The sequence below is a fragment of the Nonomuraea sp. NPDC050394 genome (assembly GCF_044459065.1).
Classification (GTDB): Bacteria; Actinomycetota; Actinomycetes; order Streptosporangiales; family Streptosporangiaceae; genus Nonomuraea.
Window position 1 is genome coordinate 117,725 of sequence record NZ_JBITIO010000020.1, and the last position, 15,057, is coordinate 132,781.

The 15,057-nt window shown below is 71.4% G+C and carries 15 protein-coding genes; 5 read left to right on the forward strand and 10 right to left on the reverse strand.

Annotation, left to right across the window (positions count from 1 at the left end):
• Window positions 1-79 precede the first annotated feature (79 nt).
• Complete coding sequence (locus tag ACIBKY_RS48160) at window positions 80-1,390, reverse strand: MFS transporter (RefSeq protein ID WP_397108198.1); 1,311 nt, start codon at window positions 1,388-1,390, stop codon at window positions 80-82.
• Between the two features lie 178 nt (window positions 1,391-1,568).
• Here ACIBKY_RS48160 and ACIBKY_RS48165 point away from each other — a divergent pair, with 178 nt between their 5' ends.
• Window positions 1,569-2,048, forward strand: a complete 480-nt coding sequence (locus tag ACIBKY_RS48165; protein ID WP_397108200.1) for a peptide deformylase — start codon at window positions 1,569-1,571, stop codon at window positions 2,046-2,048.
• Between the two features lie 25 nt (window positions 2,049-2,073).
• Here ACIBKY_RS48165 and ACIBKY_RS48170 read toward each other — a convergent pair whose 3' ends face one another.
• From ACIBKY_RS48170 to ACIBKY_RS48195, 6 genes are all read right to left on the reverse strand, one after another.
• A complete protein-coding gene (locus ACIBKY_RS48170) occupies window positions 2,074-2,676 on the reverse strand; it encodes a D-glycero-alpha-D-manno-heptose-1,7-bisphosphate 7-phosphatase (RefSeq protein ID WP_397108202.1) in 603 nt (200 codons plus the stop codon).
• 699 nt (window positions 2,677-3,375) lie between these two features.
• Entirely contained in the window at window positions 3,376-4,596 is a 1,221-nt protein-coding gene (gene mshC, locus ACIBKY_RS48175) for a cysteine--1-D-myo-inosityl 2-amino-2-deoxy-alpha-D-glucopyranoside ligase (protein ID WP_397108204.1), read from the reverse strand.
• Window positions 4,593-5,249, reverse strand: a complete 657-nt coding sequence (locus ACIBKY_RS48180; RefSeq protein ID WP_397108206.1) for an NRDE family protein — start codon at window positions 5,247-5,249, stop codon at window positions 4,593-4,595. Before ACIBKY_RS48180 ends, mshC begins: the two co-directional genes overlap by 4 nt.
• A gap of 33 nt (window positions 5,250-5,282) precedes the next feature.
• Window positions 5,283-6,050, reverse strand: a complete 768-nt coding sequence (locus ACIBKY_RS48185) for an SCO1664 family protein (protein WP_397108208.1) — start codon at window positions 6,048-6,050, stop codon at window positions 5,283-5,285.
• Entirely contained in the window at window positions 6,047-6,595 is a 549-nt protein-coding gene (locus ACIBKY_RS48190) for a DUF3090 domain-containing protein (protein ID WP_379622243.1), read from the reverse strand. The genes ACIBKY_RS48185 and ACIBKY_RS48190 overlap by 4 nt, the downstream gene beginning before the upstream one ends.
• A 9-nt stretch (window positions 6,596-6,604) precedes the next feature.
• Window positions 6,605-7,291 (reverse strand): MSMEG_4193 family putative phosphomutase, encoded by a 687-nt coding sequence (locus tag ACIBKY_RS48195; protein ID WP_397108210.1) that lies wholly within the window; start codon window positions 7,289-7,291, stop codon window positions 6,605-6,607.
• Window positions 7,292-7,355: 64 nt separating this feature from the next.
• On the opposite strand from ACIBKY_RS48195, the gene ACIBKY_RS48200 reads away from it, so the two are divergent.
• Both ACIBKY_RS48200 and ACIBKY_RS48205 read left to right on the forward strand, forming a co-directional pair.
• Entirely contained in the window at window positions 7,356-8,303 is a 948-nt protein-coding gene (locus ACIBKY_RS48200) for an aldo/keto reductase (RefSeq protein ID WP_397108212.1), read from the forward strand.
• Window positions 8,304-8,428: 125 nt separating this feature from the next.
• Window positions 8,429-9,238, forward strand: a complete 810-nt coding sequence (locus tag ACIBKY_RS48205) for a hypothetical protein (protein ID WP_397108214.1) — start codon at window positions 8,429-8,431, stop codon at window positions 9,236-9,238.
• Window positions 9,239-9,589: 351 nt separating this feature from the next.
• Here the strand turns inward: ACIBKY_RS48205 and fabI are convergent, their stop codons facing one another.
• Both fabI and ACIBKY_RS48215 read right to left on the reverse strand, forming a co-directional pair.
• Window positions 9,590-10,354 carry an enoyl-ACP reductase FabI gene (fabI, locus tag ACIBKY_RS48210; RefSeq protein WP_397108216.1) on the reverse strand — a complete coding sequence of 255 codons (765 nt, stop codon included), beginning with the start codon at window positions 10,352-10,354 and terminating at the stop codon, window positions 9,590-9,592.
• A 1-nt stretch (window position 10,355) separates the two neighbouring features.
• Complete coding sequence (locus ACIBKY_RS48215; RefSeq protein WP_379617778.1) at window positions 10,356-11,051, reverse strand: beta-ketoacyl-ACP reductase; 696 nt, start codon at window positions 11,049-11,051, stop codon at window positions 10,356-10,358.
• 77 nt (window positions 11,052-11,128) lie between these two features.
• Here ACIBKY_RS48215 and ACIBKY_RS48220 point away from each other — a divergent pair, with 77 nt between their 5' ends.
• Together ACIBKY_RS48220 and ACIBKY_RS48225 are read left to right on the forward strand one after the other, a co-directional pair.
• Window positions 11,129-12,622, forward strand: a complete 1,494-nt coding sequence (locus ACIBKY_RS48220) for a TldD/PmbA family protein (RefSeq protein ID WP_397108218.1) — start codon at window positions 11,129-11,131, stop codon at window positions 12,620-12,622.
• Window positions 12,622-13,989 carry a metallopeptidase TldD-related protein gene (locus tag ACIBKY_RS48225; protein ID WP_397108220.1) on the forward strand — a complete coding sequence of 456 codons (1,368 nt, stop codon included), beginning with the start codon at window positions 12,622-12,624 and terminating at the stop codon, window positions 13,987-13,989. Before ACIBKY_RS48220 ends, ACIBKY_RS48225 begins: the two co-directional genes overlap by 1 nt.
• Here the strand turns inward: ACIBKY_RS48225 and ACIBKY_RS48230 are convergent.
• Window positions 13,973-15,034, reverse strand: a complete 1,062-nt coding sequence (locus tag ACIBKY_RS48230; protein ID WP_397108222.1) for a linear amide C-N hydrolase — start codon at window positions 15,032-15,034, stop codon at window positions 13,973-13,975. The genes ACIBKY_RS48225 and ACIBKY_RS48230 overlap by 17 nt on opposite strands.
• Between the last annotated feature and the right edge of the window lie 23 nt (window positions 15,035-15,057).

A 15,057-nucleotide genomic window follows, 5' to 3' on the forward strand; every position in this document is an offset into this window, starting at 1 on the left:
ATCGTGCTTACGGGTGGTTTCACCCCTGGGTCCCTTCTGTTACCTCTGTGCTAACAGCGGCTCACCGCGCGTGTGAGCTCTATACGCGGGCGTGGGCGAGGCTGGGCAGGCGGGCCGCGCCGAGCGTGCGCAGGTAGCACCACCAGGTCAGCGCGGTACAGGCGGCGTAGAAGAGGGCGAAGGCCAGGAAGGCCGCCGCGGGGCTGCCGGTCTGGGCGAACGACATGCCGAAGCCCCGGTTGATGAGGAATCCGCCGAAGGCCCCGACCGCGGAGATGATGCCGATCGCGGCCGAGGCCTGGCGCTTGCCGTACACGAGGGCCTGCTCGCCCGCGCCGCGCTCGGCGCGCGCCTTCGCCCGGAAGATGGCCGGGATCATGCGGTACGTCGAGCCGTTGCCGATGCCCGAGGTCACGAACAACAGCTGGAAGGCCAGGAAGAACGCCCAGAACCCGCCACCCGCCGCGGCCGCCCACGTGAGCAGCACGCCCGCGCCCATCGCGGCGAACGTCCAGAACGTCACCCGCGCGCCGCCCAGCCGGTCGGCCAGCCACCCGCCCACGGGCCGGATCAGTGAGCCGGCCAGCGGTCCGGCGAAGGCCACCGCCGTCCATGGCGCCGCCGGGAACAGGCTCTTGGCCAGCAGCGGGAAGGCGGTGGAGTAGCCGATGAACGAGCCGAACGAGCCGATGTAGAGGAACGACATGATCCACGTCTGGGCGCTGCGGGCGACGGCGAGCTGCTCGCGCGGCTCGGCCTTGGCGGTGGCCAGGTTGTCCATGAAGAACCAGGCGCAGACCGCCGACACCACGATGAACGGCACCCAGAACCAGCCCGCCGCCGCCAGCCCCAGCGCGCCGATCACCAGCGGCACCACGAGCTGCACCGAGCTGACCCCGATGTTGCCGCCCGCCGCGTTGAGCCCGAGCGCCGAGCCCTGCTTACTCTGCGGATAGAAGTAGGTGATGTTGGCCATGCTGGAGGCGAAGTTCCCGCCGCCGAGACCGGCGGTGGCCGCGATCACCAGCAGCACCCAGTACGGCGTGGCCGGATCGCTCACCGCGAACCCGAGCGCGATCGCGGGGATGAGCAGCAGCAGCGCGCTGACCACCGTGAACGTCCGCCCGCCGAACTTGGCGGGCCCGAAGGTGTACGGCAGGCGCAACGCCGAGCCGACCAGGTTCGGCAGCGCCACCAGCCAGAACAGCTCGTCGGTGGACAGGTCGAGGCGGCCCGTCTTGGCCGCCACCACGCTCCACAGCGTCCAGACGGTGAAGCCGAGGTGCTCGGCCAGGATGGAGAAGACGAGGTTGCGCCGGGCGACCTTCTTGCCGGTGCGCTCCCAGAAGGCGGGGTCGTCGGGGTGCCATTCGGCGATCCATCGGGTCATGGCCGTGACCGTAGGCAGCGCTCGTTACGCACGCTGACGGTCTGTGACGGTGCGGCGGTTACGGCGGACTCACCGCCGCAACCCCGGCAACACGGATGTAACGCCCGGCTCCAGGTTGGCGGCGATCATTGCTGGGAAACTGTTCCCTGACATCGCGCGAGATCTCGGGGAGTTGCGTGTGAGGGTCCAGGCGATCCGGCTGTTCGGCGATCCGGTGCTGCGTTCGGTGGCGGAGCCGGTCAGGGAGTTCGACCGGGAGCTCCGGGGACTGGTGAAGTCCCTGACCATCACGATGCGGTCGGGAGCGGGCCGCGCCGGGCTGGCGGCGCCGCAGATCGGGGTCCCGGCGCGGGTGCTCGTCTACGACTACGACGGCAAGGCCGGGCATCTCGTCAATCCCCGGCTGGAGCTGTCGGAGCGGAAGGTGACCGCGGACGAGGCCTGCCTGTCGGCGCCGAGCGCCTGGTGGCCGCTGGAGCGTTCCTACATGGTGGTGGCGCGCGGGCGGGACATGTTCGGCAAGGCGGTCACCGTGCGGGCGCTGGGGGTGCTGGCCAGGGTGCTGCAGCACGAGTGCGACCACCTGGACGGGGTGCTGTTCAGCGACCACCTCCCGGCCGACGAACGCGCGCGCTTCCTGGCCACCGTCGCCCCTTAGGTCCTTCAGCCGGCCTTGAGGGTCCTCACCAGCGGTTCCAGCCCACGGCGCGCGCCCAGTCGGCCAGGCCGGCGCCGCGCAGTCCCGCGCCCGCGAGCACGGGCTCGCTGAGGACGCGGTCGGCCACGTCGTTCAGGTCCGCGGCCACCTCGTCGGCGGCGTCGATCTCCTCGGGCCTGGTCAGCGGGGTCGGCACCAGGATGCCGCGCGCCCCGGCGGCACGCGCGGTCTGCATGTCCTTGCCGAGGTCGCCCACGACCATGCAGTCGCGCGGGCTGACGTCCAGGATGGCCGCCGCTCTGATCACCAGGCCGGGGGCGGGCTTGCGGCAGGTACAGCCGTCGCCGTCGGCGTGCACGCAGATCGCCCACGCGTCGAACGGCCCCAGCAGCGCCTCCACCTTCGAGTTGACCTGGTCCATGTCGTCCGGCGAGAGCAGGCCGCGGGCCACGTCCGACTGGTTGACGACCACCCCGACCGGCACGTCGGCGCGGCGCAACCGGCTGAGCGCCGCGCCCGCGCCGGGCATGGCCACCACGCGCCCCGGGTCGCCGTTGTGGGGAACATCCCTGATCAGCGTCCCGTCGCGGTCGAACAGGACGGCCGCGGGACGATGATGATCGAACACTTTCGCACCTCCGTCAGAACGCCGCCCAGCTACCCGCCGGGCCACGCCCCAAACGACGTCCCGGTCGGCCGGATCGCATCCGTCCTCGGCGTCAAGCACGAGTTACCACGCTCCGGCGCGAACCACGAGGCGAGCGTCCCAGGCCGGAGGGCGTTCCGGGACCGGCACCCGCATGGCGTGAAAGTGGCGCCTTGATTGCGGTAACAATGCCGCGGTAGCTGTGGTAGCTTCTGCCCCGCATATGAGAGCCCCCGGCCCCTTGGTGTCACTCCAGCAGCCGGGGAACTCGCATCACTCGGGGGTTCAGCTAGCGCGCAGCTAGCTGAGCCCCCTACTCCTCTGAAGCAGATCGAGCAGACCGATCAGCACTTGGATCACCGCCAGCAGCGCGTACTGCGGGTCGGACTCCTCGACCTTGGCCCTCATAGCTCCCACCCTTCGGACCCCAGACGTTCCTGGAGTTGATCGCGGGGTCAGCTCGACCAACCCGCGGGGAGCGGATCGAGCGGTGAGAGTTATGACCGGGCAGAAGGTACCAGGTTTCGTGCTTTCCTGGACAAGAATGCGGTCTCTTGGGCGAACTCGCAGGTCAGAGGCCTGCCTGCGGTTCGCGATTTAATCCAAGGGTGCTCATGTTCTTTGAATGGAATTCCATTCGACATAAGCGTCACCGCCAAAGGCGGCTTACTTTCGCGGGATTTAAAGGCGTACGCCCAGGAGCGCGTCGGTGAGCGCACGGACCAGGGCGGGGGCCGTGGGGTCAGGGCCGGGACCGTCGGCCAGGGCCTGGGCGGCCCAGGTGTCCACGGCGGCCAGGGCGCCCGGGGCGTCCAGGTCGTCGGACAGGCGGGCGCGTACCTCCGCCAGCAGGTCGTCGGCGCGCGGGCCCGAGGGCAGCGCGGCCGCCTCGCGCCAGCGGGACAGGCGGGCCTGCGCGGCCGCCAGCTGGCCGGGGGTGTACTCCCAGTCCGAGCGGTAGTGGTGGGCCAGCAGGACCAGGCGGATCGCCATCGGGTCGTGCTCGGCGCGCAGCCGGGAGACGAAGACCAGATTGCCCTTCGACTTCGACATCTTCTCGCCGTCGAGGCCGACCATTCCGGCGTGGGTGTAGAAGCGGGCGAAGGGCCACTCGCCGGTGGCGGCGTGGCCTTCCGAGGCGCCGCACTCGTGGTGCGGGAAGATCAGGTCGGAGCCGCCGCCCGCCACGTCGTAGCCGGGACCCAGGCTGGCCAGGGAGATCGCGGTGCACTCGATGTGCCAGCCGGGACGGCCGCGCCCCAGCGTGGTGTCCCAGGCGGGCTCGCCCGGCCGCTCCGCGCGCCATAGCAGCCAGTCGAGCGGGTCGCGCTTGCCCGGCCGGTCGGGGTCGCCGCCGCGCTCGGCGAACAGCGTCAGCATCTCCTGCTCGGAGTAGCCGGACACCTCGCCGAACTTCGGCGCGGCGGCCCGGCTGAAGTAGATGTCGCCGTCGAGTTCGTAGGTGTACGGCCCAAGCCGCCCGATCAGCTCGGCCACCTCGCCCACGACCTCGGTCACGCCCACGTACTCGCGCGGCGGCACGATGCGCAGGGCCTCCATGTCGGTGCGGAACAGCTCGATCTCGCGCTCGGCCAGGTCCTGCCAGGCGATGCCGGTCTGCTCGGCCCGCTCCAGGAGCGGATCGTCCACGTCGGTGGCGTTCTGCGTGTAGTGGACCTCGTGCCCGGCGTCCCGCCACACGCGGCCGACCAGGTCGAAGGCGAGATAGGTGTTGGCGTGGCCCAGGTGGGTGGCGTCGTAGGGCGTGATGCCGCACACGTACATGCGGGCCACGGGGCCCGGATCGGTCTGCCTGACCTGCCTCGCGGCGGTGTCGTAAAGCCGCAGCGGGACGCTCTCACCGGGCAGTTCAGGAATGTTCGGGGCAGACCACGATCTCATGCCTGTGAGCCTATCCGGCCGGTGAGGTCGCCGAACTCGGTGGTCACCGCGTCGGCGGAGAGCGTGACCATGGTCACCGAGAGCGAGGCGAAGACCCGTCCGTCCGGCAGGACGTGGCGCAGGATCAGCGCGCCCGGCTCGGCTGAGTGCGGGTCGCCGGTGAGGGACCACCAGTCGTCGGTGGCGGCGAAGCGGGGTCGCTGGGCGATGACCCGGGGGTCGTCGGGGTCCATGCCGCTGTTGACGATGACGCTGACGCCTTCGGGCAGGGTGGTGGCGGCCTGCCGTACACCGTCCCAGCTCCACAGGCGCGCGCCGGACGGATCCGCGAGCACCAGGTGGAAGGGGTCGTAGACGGACAGGTCGCCCGCGGGCAGGCCGCCTTCGGCCAGGGCCCTGAGCGGGAGGTCGCCGCGGGAGACGCGGATCTTGTCGGGGGCATGGGCGCCGCGGCCGTTGAGCAGGGCGGCGGCGCGGCGGGTGGCGGGGGCGACGGCGAGCCAGGTGCCGCCCGCCTTGAGGTCACGGCCGCCGGCGACGCCGGGATGGTCGGGCCAGTGCTCGCCGGGCCCCTCCCAGGGCCGGTCGGCGAACTCGTCACGCACGCCCATCAGGGTCAGGGGGTCGCCGGTTCTCACGATCACCGTGCACATGGGGCACAGCGTAGTAAACGCTCTAGTACTGGATCAGATGGGGGGCCAGGGTATGGCGGGCCAGTCCTCCGACGGATAGGGGTGGACGCCGGTGTCCAGCAGGCGGCGTACGCGGTTCCAGGTGGCCTCCACCTCGGCCAGCGTCAGCAGCTGGCGCAGGCGGCGCCCGAGCGAGCCCGACTCGATGTCGCGTTCGAGCTTGGCCAGGACCGCCACCGCGTCACGGGCCAGCGGCTTGCCCCGCCACTGCCACAGCACGGTGCGCAGCTTGTCCTCGGCGGCGAAGCAGACGCCGTGGTCGACGCCGTAGACGTGCCCGTCGGGCAGCGGCAGCAGGTGGCCGCCCTTGCGGTCGGCGTTGTTGACCACCGCGTCGAACACGGCCATCCTGCGCAGCCCGGGATGGCGGCTGCGCACCAGGCGCATGAGGTCGATCTCGTGCTCGGTGTCGATCCACAACTGGCACATGCCGGGTCCGAACGGCCCGTCCCGGTAGACGGTCGGCGGCACGATGCCCCAGCCGGTGGCCTGCGAGACCTCGAAGGCCGCGACCTCACGGGCGGCGAGCGTGCCGTCAGGGAAGTCCCACAGGGGGCGCTCCCCGCGCACCGGTTTGTAGACACAGGCCGCCGTGCGCCCGCCCAGGGTCAGCGAGCAGTACAGCGTCATGTTGGTGGCCTCGACCAGGCGTCCGGCCACCTCCAGGCGGCCATCGCGCAGCAGCCTCAGCGCCCCCTCGTCCTGCACGGCCGAGGGCTGGGCGTTTCTGACTACCGGCTCGCTCTCCTGGGCACTGCTCACGACGCTGCCTCACCCCCGCGGTATCCGTTCAGGCGCACGCACACATGTCCTTCGGCGTCGAGCGGCTGGCCGCACAGCGGGCACGGCGGCCGCCCGGCGGCGACGATCTGCAGGGCCCGCGCGGTGAAGGCGCGGGCTGCCCCCGCGCTCATCCGCACCCTCAGCATGGCGGGCTCCGGAGCCGCCTCGTCCTCCTCGTCGACGATCTCCTGGGCCTCGATGACCACCTGGGAGGTGTCGGGATCCCAGGCCAGGGCCATCGTGCCCACCTTGAAGTCCTCGTCGAGAGGGGTGTCGAGCGGGCCGTCGTCGGTCAGGTCGCTGGGAGCCAGGGCGGGAATCTGGGCGGTGCCTCCACTGCGCCGCAGCACTTCGTCGAGCAGCTCGTCGAGCCTGCCCGCGAGCGCCGCCACCTGGAGCTTCTCCAGCGCGACCGTGGTCAGCCGGCCTTCGGCACGGGCCTGAAGGAAGAAGGCTCGCGCCCCCGGCTGCCCCAAGGCACCGGCCACGAACCGCTCGGGTGGGTCGTAGTCGAAGACCGGCATAGCCTGACCTTACGTGGTCCCGGATCCGCCGCCGACGGCGGCATCGCTCCCGGTGAGTTTTTCTCCCCCGTCTTTCTCCTCCGAATCCTCGGGAAGCCGCAATTCCCCCATATCGTTAACTCTGCTCACAAAGGGACGCAAGGGTGTATAGCGAATCACGGTGAGCGCCGCCGGATCCGACGTAATGCGCTGAAACTGATCGAGATGGAGCCCCAGAGCATCGGCCACGATCGCCTTGATCACGTCGCCGTGGCTGCAGACGAGGTAGACACCCTTCCCCCCGAGCCGCTCGTTCCACTCGCGCACCGCGGCCACCGCCCGCCGCTGCACCTCGGCCATGGCCTCGCCGCCCGGGAAGACCACCGCGCTCGGATGCGCCTGCACGACCTTCCACAGCGGCTCCTCGGCGAGCTCCTTGAGCTCGCGCCCGGTCCACTCGCCGTAGCCGCACTCGATGAACCGCTCGTCGGTCCGTACGGCCAGCCCGCGCCCTTCCGCGACCGCGGCGGCGGTCTCCTGGCAGCGCTCCAGCGGGCTGGAGACGATCGCGTCCAGGCGCACCTGGGAGATCCGCCCCGCCAGGGCCGCGGCCTGAGCCCGCCCCGCCTCGCTCAGATGCACGCCCGGAGTGCGCCCTGCCAGCACCGGACCGGTCAAATCGGTCAGCCCGTGACGGGCCAGGAGAAGCGTGGTCACCTGGCAAGTGTCGCAGGCGTCGATCCCCGTGTTGGACGCGGCTGGGCGGTACCCTGGCGGGATCATGGAGCAGCGTTATGTCGGCCGCAGCGGCCTGTCGGTATCCCGGCTCGGACTCGGCACGATGACCTGGGGACGCGACACCGACGCCGACGACGCGGCGGTGCAGCTGCGCACCTTCCTGGAGGCCGGGGGCAACCTCGTCGACACCGCCGACGTCTACACCGGCGGCGACGCCGAACGCCTGCTCGGCCGGATGCTGCGCGACGCGGTGCCGCGCTCGGAACTGGTCATCTCCACCAAGGCCGTGGTCACCCCGACCGGCCGCAGGCCCCGCGACGCCTCGCGCCGCCACCTGATCGCCGCCTGCGACGCCTCGCTCAACCGCCTCGGGCTCGACTACGTCGACCTGTGGCAGCTCCACACCTTCGACCCGGAGGTGCCGCTGGAGGAGACGCTCGCCGCGCTCGACGCCATCGTCACCTCCGGCCGCGCCGTCTACGCCGGCGTCTGCGACTACTCCGGCTGGCAGCTGGCCGCCGCCGCGGTCGCCCAGCGCGCGGTCCCCGGCCGCGTCCCGATCACCTCGGCCCAGGCCGAGTACTCCCTGCTGGCCCGCGAACCCGAGCGGGAACTGCTGCCCGCCGCCGAGCACGTGGGCGCCGGCGTACTGGCCTGGTCGCCGCTGGGCAGGGGCGTGCTGACCGGCAAGTACCGCACCGGCATCCCGTCCGACTCGCGCGCCGCCACCCCGCACTTCTCCGACTTCGTCCGGCCCTACCTCGACGAGCGTTCGCGCAGTGTGGTGGAGTCGGTCATGACCGCCGCCGACGGCCTGGGCGTCTCGCCGCTGGCCGTCGCGCTGTCATGGGTGCGCGACCAGCCGGGCGTGGCCTCGGCGATCGTCGGCGCGCGCACGACTACCCAGCTCAACGCCGTCCTGCCGGCCGAGGACGTGGTCCTGCCGCGGGAGATCAGGGAGGCGCTCGACGACGTGTCATCGCTCGACTGAGCAAGGAATGAGAGCGCCACTCGCGTATCACTAGTCGATACCAAATCGCAACTTTCGCCGAGAAACACCTGCCTCTCGGCGGTGATGTCCATAAAGATTTCCTCCGAGGCGAAGTAGGAGGGCGCATGGGGAGCAGGGCCGCAATCACGACGGGTGTACTCGCCGTGGCGTTGGCCGCCATCCCGGGAGCGGCGCCGGCCGTCGCGGCCGTCCAGGACTGCGCCAAGGGCGGCGGACTGCTCTCCGGCGTGACCAACAGCCTGTGCGACGTGGTCAACGCCGTCACCAGCACCGTGGACGGATTAACGGGCAAGGCCGCCGAGCCGGTGACCAACGGCCTGGACGAGACCACGGACGAGGTCCTCGGCACCGTGGGCAAGGCGGTGCCGACCGGCAAGCCCGCCCCGACGCCGTCGAGCAGCCGCCCGGCCACGGCCAAGACCCCCGAACTGCTGGGCGACGTCTGCCTGCCCGTGCTGGCCTGCGACGACCAGAGCGTGCTCGACACCCTGACCCCCACGCCCACCCAGACCACGCGCGAACCCCGCCCGGTCCCGTCCACCCGCCCCACCCACCGCCGCGACGAGACCCAGGTCCTGCCCACGCAGGCCCCGACCCCGCCGCAGAGCGAGCCCTACCTGATGGACACCGCCGAACCGGTGGACGAGCGCAGAACCGCCAACCCCGAAGAGCCACGCATCGACCTGCTGTGGCCCAACCCGTACGCCGACGAGCTCACGGTCCCGCTCCAGGACCGCCGCCAGGTGGTCCGCCCGAGCACCCCGGCCTCCGACGCGCTGGGCACCGCCCTGACCGCCGTCCTGCTCGCCTCCGCCATCCTCGCCACCCGCGTCGCACACCAGCGCAAACGCCGCGACGAGCACTCCATCCCCTTCGAACCCACCCCCACCCCCGGCCGCCATCGCCTCGCCTAACCCGCTCGGCTCTTCGCGCGTCCGGTCTTTGCGGTTCTGCGGGTTCGGGCTCAGGTGGTTCTGCGGGTTGGGGTTCGGGTGGGTCTGCGGGTTGGGGTTCGGGTGGGTCTGCGGGTTCGGGTTCGGGTGGGTCTGCCGTTACGGCAAGCCGCCCCACCCGCCCCACCGCCGTGGGTGACCGCCCGTCGAGCGCTGGTCGTGAGGGCCCACGTGGTCCCCGCCGTTACAACGCCTTCCTGGCCGGTCAAGTGCCACCCAATCCCGGAAGGGCCCGCCACCCCGTTGGCCGACGCCCGGGAGCGATCACGCCCATGCGGAGAGAGGAGGGCCCCCGGGGTGGCGGGGGCCGGGTTACGCGCCGATCGCGTGGACGCCGCCGTCCACGTGGAGGATTTCGCCGGTGGTGGCGGGGAACCAGTCGGACATCAGGGCGACGCAGGCGCGGGCCGCCGGGGCGGTGTCGGACAGGTCCCAGCCCAGCGGCGCCTTCTCCGGCCAGCTGTCCTCGAACTCCTTGAAGCCCGGGATCGACTTGGCGGCCATCGTGCGCAGCGGGCCGGCGGCGACCAGGTTCACGCGGATGCCCTGCTTGCCGAGGTCGCGGGCGAGGTAGCGGTTGGCGGACTCCAGGCCGGCCTTGGCCACGCCCATCCAGTCATAGACGGGCCAGGCCTTGGAGGCGTCGAAGTCGAGGCCGACGACCGAGCCGCCCTCCTTCATGAGGGGCAGGCAGGCCACGGCCAGCGACTTGTAGGAGAAGGTGGAGATGTGCAGGGCGGTGGCGACGTCCTCCCACGTGGTGTTGAGGAAGTTGCCGCCGAGCGCGGTCTGGGGGGCGAAGCCGATGGAGTGGACGACGCCGTCGAGGCCGTCGACGTGCTCGCCGACCCGGGAGGCCAGGGTGTCGAGGTGCTCGGTGCTCTGGACGTCGAGCTCCAGCACGGGCGCGGGCTGCGGGAGCCGCTTGGCGATGCGCTCGACGAGGCTGAGCCGGCCGAAGCCGGTCAGCACGACCTGGGCGCCCTCCTCCTGAGCGATCTTGGCCACGGAGAAGGCGATGGAGGCGTCGGTCAGCACGCCCGTCACCAGAATGCGCTTGCCTTCGAGAATGCCCATGTCAGTGCCCCATTCCGAGTCCGCCGTCGACGGGGATCACGGCCCCGGTGATGTAGGAGGCGTCGTCGCTCGCCAGGAAGCGGACGACGCGCGCGATCTCCTGGGGCGCGGCCTGGCGGCCCAGGGGGATGTTCTTGACGATGGCCTCGCCGTCGAGCTCGGCGGTCATGTCGGTCTCGACGAAGCCGGGGGCGACGACGTTGACGGTGATGCCGCGCGAGCCGTACTCGCGGGCGAGGGAACGTCCGAAGCCGACGAGCCCGGCCTTGGACGCGGCGTAGTTGGCCTGGCCCGCCTGGCCGGACAGGCCGACGACCGAGGAGATGAGGATGATGCGGCCGCGCTTGAGCTTCATCATCGGGCGGATGGCCCGCTTGGCGACGCGGTAGGCGCCGGTCAGGTTGGCGTCGATGACGTCGGTGAAGGTCTCCTCCTTCATCATGGCCAGGAGGGTGTCCTTGGTGATGCCCGCGTTGGAGACGAGCACCTCCACCGGGCCCTGTTCGGCTTCGACCTTGGCGAAGGCGGCCTCGACGTCCTCGGTGCTGGTCACGTCGCAGCGGACGCCGAACAACCCCTGTGGGGGCTCGCCCGATCGGTAGGTGACGGCGACGGCGTCGCCCGCCGCTTCGAGTTCGCGGGCGATCGCGAGGCCGATGCCCCGGTTGCCGCCGGTGACGAGTACTGAGCGTGCCATGGGACCTGACGCTATCTGCTACCGGCTGGTATGCGCTTGTCCAGGGGGTACAAGATCACGGGGTTAGGATCGTTGACATGCGTCAAATCGACCCTGATTTCCTCGCGCTGCCACTCGGGCAGCTCGCGGACGCCGCCCTGCAACGTGCCCGTGACCTGGGTGCCGAGCACGCGGACTTCCGCCTCGAACGCGTCAGGGGCGAGTCCCTGAGCCTCTACGACACGCGGCTCGAAGGCGCCGTCGACGCCGACGACCTCGGCTTCGCGGTGCGTGTGGTCAAGGGCGGCACGTGGGGCTTCGCCTCCGGCATCGATCTGACCCCCGAGGCCGCGGCCAGGGTGGCCGAGCAGGCGGTGCGGGTGGCCGAGGTGAGCGCGCCCATCAACAGGGAGCCGATCGAGCTGGCTCCCGAACCGGTCTACTCCGGCCTCACCTGGGTCTCGCCGTACGAGGTTGACCCGTTCGACGTGCCCCAGGCCGACAAGGTCGCGCTGCTGGCCGAGTGGTCGGCGGGGCTGCTCAAGGGCGCCGACCACGTCTCGGCCCGGCTGCTGCAGGTGAAGGAGCAGAAGTTCTACGCCGACAGCTCCGGCACCTCCACCACGCAGCAGCGGGTGCGCCTGCACCCGGCGCTCAACGCCATGAAGGCCTCCGAGCAGGGCTTCGACGACATGTCGACGATCGCGCCGCCGGTGGGGCGCGGCTACGAGTACCTGACGGGCACGTTCTGGGACTGGGCGGGCGAGCTGGCCCAGCTTCCCGAGCTGCTGGCCGAGAAGCTGGCCGCGCCGTCGGTCGAGGCGGGCGACCACGACCTGGTCATCCACCCGTCGAACCTGTGGCTGACGATCCACGAGTCGATCGGCCACGCCACCGAGCTCGACCGCGCGCTCGGTTACGAGGCCGCGTACGCCGGAACGAGCTTCGCCACCTTCGACCAGCTCGGCGAGCTCGTCTACGGCTCACCGATCATGAATGTCACCGGCGACCGCACGGTCGAGCACGGCCTGGCCACGATCGGCTACGACGACGAGGGCGTGGCGGGCCAGAGTTTCGACATCGTGCGCGACGGCATCCTGGTCGGCTACCAGCTCGACCGGCGCATGGCGCTGATGAAGGGCTTCGGCCGCTCCAACGGCTGCGGCTTCGCCGACTCCCCCGGCCACATGCCGATCCAGCGCATGGCCAACGTCTCGCTGCGGCCCGCTCCCGGCGGCCCGGCCACCGACGAGCTGATCTCGCGGGTGGAGCGCGGCCTGTACATCGTCGGCGACAAGAGCTGGTCGATCGACATGCAGCGCTACAACTTCCAGTTCACCGGCCAGCGGGCCTACCGGATCGAGAACGGCGCCCTGGCCGGTCAGGTACGGGACTTCGCCTACCAGGCGACGACGACGGACTTCTGGCGCTCGATGGAGGCCGTCGGCGGCCCCCAGACCTACGTGCTCGGCGGCGCCTTCAACTGCGGCAAGGGCCAGCCAGGACAGGTCGCGCCGGTCAGCCACGGCTGCCCGTCCGCGCTGTTCCGCGGCGTCCGCATCCTCAACACGGTCCAGGAGGGTGGCAAGTGATGACTCCCCAGGAGATGGTTGAGCGGGCGCTGGAGCTCTCCCGTGCCGACGACTGCATGGTGGTCGTGGACGACGGCTCGACGGCCAACCTGCGCTTCGCGGGCAACACCCTGACCACGAACGGCGTGGCCCGCTCCGCCCAGCTGACCGTGATCTCGATCGCGGGCGGGGGCGTGGGCGTGGTCTCGCGCGCGGCCGTACGTCCGGAGCAGCTCGCCGGCGTGGTGGCCGCGGCCGACGCCGCGGCGCGCGAGGCGCAGCCCGCCGAGGACGCCCGCCCGCTGGTGTCGGGCGTGCCGGCGAGCGCGGGCTGGGCCGATCCGGTCGTGCCGACCGACATCGCGGTGTTCGGCGAGTTCGCGCCCGCGCTGGGTGAGGCGTTCTCGGCCGCGCAGGCGGGCGGCAGGAGGCTGTACGGCTTCGCCGAGCACACGCTGACCTCGACCTTCCTCGGCTCCTCCACGGGCCTGCGGCTGCGCCACGACCAGCCGACCGGCAGGCTGGAGCTCAACGCCAAGTCGGCCGACCTCAAGCGCTCGGCCTGGACGGGCGTGGCCACGCGCGACTTCGCCGACGTGGACGTCGCCGCGCTCGACGCCTCCCTGGCCATGCGGCTGGAGTGGGCGAAGAACCGCATCGACCTGCCCGCGGGCCGCTACGAGACGCTGCTGCCCCCGAGCGCGGTCGCCGACCTCATGATCTACGCCTACTGGTCGGCGGGCGCCAGGGACGCGCTGGACGGCCGGACGGTCTACTCCAAGCGCGGCGGCGGCACCCGCGTGGGCGAACGGCTCGCGCCGCTGCCGCTCACGCTGGCCAGTGACCCGGCGGCGGAGGGCATCGGCTGCGCGCCGTTCGTCGTGACCCGCTCGGCGGGGCGCGAGAGCTCGGTGTTCGACAACGGGCTGCCGCTGGCGGCGACCGAGTGGGTCTCCGGCGGCACGCTCGCGGCCCTGCGCCAGACCCGCTACTCGGCGGAGCTGAGCGGCCTGGCCGTCACCCCCGACATCGACAACCTGATCATGCGCGGTGACGGCGGCAGGTCGCTGACCGAGATGATCGCCTCGACCGAGCGGGGCCTGCTGCTGACCTGCCTGTGGTACATCCGCACGGTGGACCCGCAGACGCTCCTGGTCACCGGTCTGACCCGCGACGGCGTCTACCTGGTCGAGAACGGCGAGGTCGTCGGCGAGGTGAACAACTTCCGCTTCAACGAGAGCCCGGTGGACCTGCTGAGCCGCATCAGCGAGGCGGGCGCCGCCGAGCAGACGCTGCCGCGCGAGTGGAACGACTACTTCACGCGGGCGGTCATGCCGCCGGTGCGGGTGCCGGACTTCAACATGTCGACGGTCAGCCAGGCGAGCTGAGCGTTGGCGTTGGCGTTGGGAGCTTCGGCGAGGTGAGCCTCGGTGAGGTGAGGGTGAAGGTGTGCACGCGTTGCCACCGTTTCGCGGTGACGACGCGTGCGCTCCCCTTGGCCAGGTCGTAGACGACCGACCAGCGGGTGTGGCCCTGGGCGACGCTCCTGAGCAGGTCCAGGGCGTCGGCCTTGGTGCCGAGGCCCTGGTCGAGGGTGCGGTAACGGGTGTCGGCCAGGCGGGTGTCGCGGTCCGTGCCGGCCATCGTGATGTTGGTGAGGATCCGGTCGCGGACGATGTTGAGGCGGTCGTTCGCGTACTCGGCGACCGCCGAGGCGCCGGAGCGGTCGGCGATGAGGTAGTGGACCTGCGGCCCGCCGGTGAAGTCGACGGTGCGCGCGCGCATGATCTCCACCGCCTCCTCCACGGTCGCGGCGCGGTCGAGCATGAGACGGATGATCCGCAGGCTGCTGATCGCGGGCCGTTCGGGCGTGGGCTTGGGCAGGTCGGCGGCGGGCACGGAGGCCAGGCCCACCGCCAGGCCCTTCTCGTTCACGCCGTCGAAGGGCGTCAGGACCGCGTGGGCGAGCCGGCGCCGGTCGGCGGCCAGGTCGGGCGCGCCGCCGTGGTCGAGGATGTAGGAGACGTCGGCCATCGCCAGGGAGGCGTAGGCGTCGGGCGGGTCGGACCTGATCATCATCGCCGGGTTGGGGTCCCAGTCGAAGTTGCGGCCGAACTCCCCGCCGCGCAGGAACAGCGAGCAGGCCCAGCCGGAGTCCTTCCTGGCCAGTTCCGCGTTGGTGAGCGGGGCTTCCGGGTCGTAGGAGCCCCGGTAGGTCATCTCGTACAGCGGCAGGTCGTCCACCTGCCGCAGGCTGGCGGCCGTTCGGGCGATCTCGTCGGCGCTCTGCCGTAACAGCGGCTCGGCCGCCGGGGCGCCGCTCACGGGCCTGTCCCTGCGCACGGCGCCTTCCTCCTGTCCGGCCCGTACGGCGCAGCCCCCTGCCAGAACGGTCCCCAGCGCGCAGACCAGCGCCACGGTTCGGCGATGCATCGCGACCCCCTTCGCTCCGAAGT

Bases quoted from the DNA above. Each gene is read 5' to 3' on its own strand.
- ACIBKY_RS48225 (WP_397108220.1), top strand. From the start codon at position 12,622: ATGACTCCCCAGGAGATGGTTGAGCGGGCGCTGGAGCTCTCCCGTGCC.
- ACIBKY_RS48215 (WP_379617778.1), bottom strand. From the start codon at position 11,051: ATGGCACGCTCAGTACTCGTCACCGGCGGCAACCGGGGCATCGGCCTC.
- ACIBKY_RS48205 (WP_397108214.1), top strand. From the start codon at position 8,429: ATGGGGAGCAGGGCCGCAATCACGACGGGTGTACTCGCCGTGGCGTTG.
- mshC (WP_397108204.1), bottom strand. From the start codon at position 4,596: ATGAGATCGTGGTCTGCCCCGAACATTCCTGAACTGCCCGGTGAGAGC.
- ACIBKY_RS48180 (WP_397108206.1), bottom strand. From the start codon at position 5,249: ATGTGCACGGTGATCGTGAGAACCGGCGACCCCCTGACCCTGATGGGC.
- ACIBKY_RS48160 (WP_397108198.1), bottom strand. From the start codon at position 1,390: ATGACCCGATGGATCGCCGAATGGCACCCCGACGACCCCGCCTTCTGG.
- ACIBKY_RS48230 (WP_397108222.1), bottom strand. From the start codon at position 15,034: ATGCATCGCCGAACCGTGGCGCTGGTCTGCGCGCTGGGGACCGTTCTG.
- ACIBKY_RS48220 (WP_397108218.1), top strand. From the start codon at position 11,129: ATGCGTCAAATCGACCCTGATTTCCTCGCGCTGCCACTCGGGCAGCTC.
- ACIBKY_RS48200 (WP_397108212.1), top strand. From the start codon at position 7,356: ATGGAGCAGCGTTATGTCGGCCGCAGCGGCCTGTCGGTATCCCGGCTC.
- fabI (WP_397108216.1), bottom strand. From the start codon at position 10,354: ATGGGCATTCTCGAAGGCAAGCGCATTCTGGTGACGGGCGTGCTGACC.
- ACIBKY_RS48190 (WP_379622243.1), bottom strand. From the start codon at position 6,595: ATGCCGGTCTTCGACTACGACCCACCCGAGCGGTTCGTGGCCGGTGCC.